This window comes from Endozoicomonas sp. ONNA1, from assembly GCF_024606325.1.
Taxonomy (GTDB): Bacteria; Pseudomonadota; Gammaproteobacteria; order Pseudomonadales; family Endozoicomonadaceae; genus Endozoicomonas_A.
In genome coordinates, this window is sequence record NZ_JAHHPN010000477.1 from 1 (window position 1) to 1,225 (window position 1,225).

The 1,225-nt window shown below is 49.1% G+C and carries 1 protein-coding gene and 1 pseudogene; both read left to right on the forward strand.

Translation table 11 applies throughout. The features are described 5' to 3' along the window. The first annotated feature begins 396 nt into the window (after positions 1-396). Positions 397-1,044: a helix-turn-helix domain-containing protein gene (locus KDK19_RS10830; RefSeq protein ID WP_257274367.1), complete on the forward strand. Its 648-nt coding sequence runs from the start codon at positions 397-399 to the stop codon at positions 1,042-1,044. Between the two features lie 7 nt (positions 1,045-1,051). After that, positions 1,052-1,225: pseudogene (locus tag KDK19_RS10835) on the forward strand (alanine:cation symporter family protein); the annotation flags it as partial.

Sequence of the window (1,225 nt, forward strand, 5' to 3'; positions counted from 1 at the left end):
GTCGCAGGCCCAGCATCAGGAATAGTCCTACCCCCAGCATGAGGACCAACATCATGGGTCCCCATACGACGCCATTAATGGCACCGATGATTTCGGTCAGTGTTTCCATTTTGAAACTTTACTCCACGCTATTTGCTGTTCTGTTATTGTTCTTGGTTCTTTGTTATGTGACGCCAAAGGGTGTCAGTTCAGTTAGATGATCAGGGTCAGGACGAGACGGATAGTTTTAAGGTTTCTTATCCTGACAGTACGCCTAACTTAATGAAATAATTGAGTAAATACAACGCTGAATGTTCTTTGGCACTTTTTTAGAGAGTTTAATTTCCGGGTAGCTTATTTCTTTTTTCGGGAACCTTATATAGTATCAAGCACGTCTGGATGTCGAGATAACTATAAATGTCAGAGCAGGAAATATCAGAGCAGGCGCACTTTTTAGAGAAGGAAAAACAGTCGGTCATCATCTCCCGCAGTCACAGGGAGGATGCTGTTGAGCCGTTGCAACTGGGACAGCGAGTCCGGGAAATCCGTCTGAGTCTTAATCTGACACTGGAAGAAGCCAGTCAGAAAACTGGCCTCGCCCGATCAACACTCTCCAAGATAGAAAATGAGCAGATATCGCCCACCTTCACCGCTGTAACCAAACTGGTAAGAGGGCTGGGTATTGATATTCCCCAGTTGTTCACCCAGCCTGCAGAAAAGAAAGCAGCCAGCGGGCGCAGGGACATCACCCGAAAAGGGCAGGGGCGTCCGCATCCCACCACCACCTACGAACATGAACTGCTGGCCACTGAATTGTCGGGCAAGAAGATGGTGCCCTTCAAAACGACGGTTTGTGCCCGGTCATTTGAGGATTATCAGGATTGGGTCAGGCATGAGGGTGAAGAATTTTTGCTGGTTCTCAGTGGCAAAATCATGCTCTACACAGAGTTTTATCAACCGGTAGAGCTCAATGAGGGTGATAGCACCTATTACGATGCCGAGATGGGGCATGCTCTGATTTCCCTCAGCGAGGAAGATGCCGTTATTCTCTGGGTGACCGCCTGACCTGCCTTTCCTGATGGGTCCAAGAGCCGTGAAAGCCTACCGTTTCCTTTGGATCGTAGCGGTTCCAGTGGGCGCTACTGTCAGCCTGGATTTCATCTGGCTCGTAGCTGACACTATGAACGCTATGATGGCTATTCCCAACCTGATTGCCCTGGCACTGCTTAGCCCGGTGGTATTCAGG

Bases quoted from the DNA above. Each gene is read 5' to 3' on its own strand.
- KDK19_RS10830 (WP_257274367.1), top strand. From the start codon at position 397: ATGTCAGAGCAGGAAATATCAGAGCAGGCGCACTTTTTAGAGAAGGAA.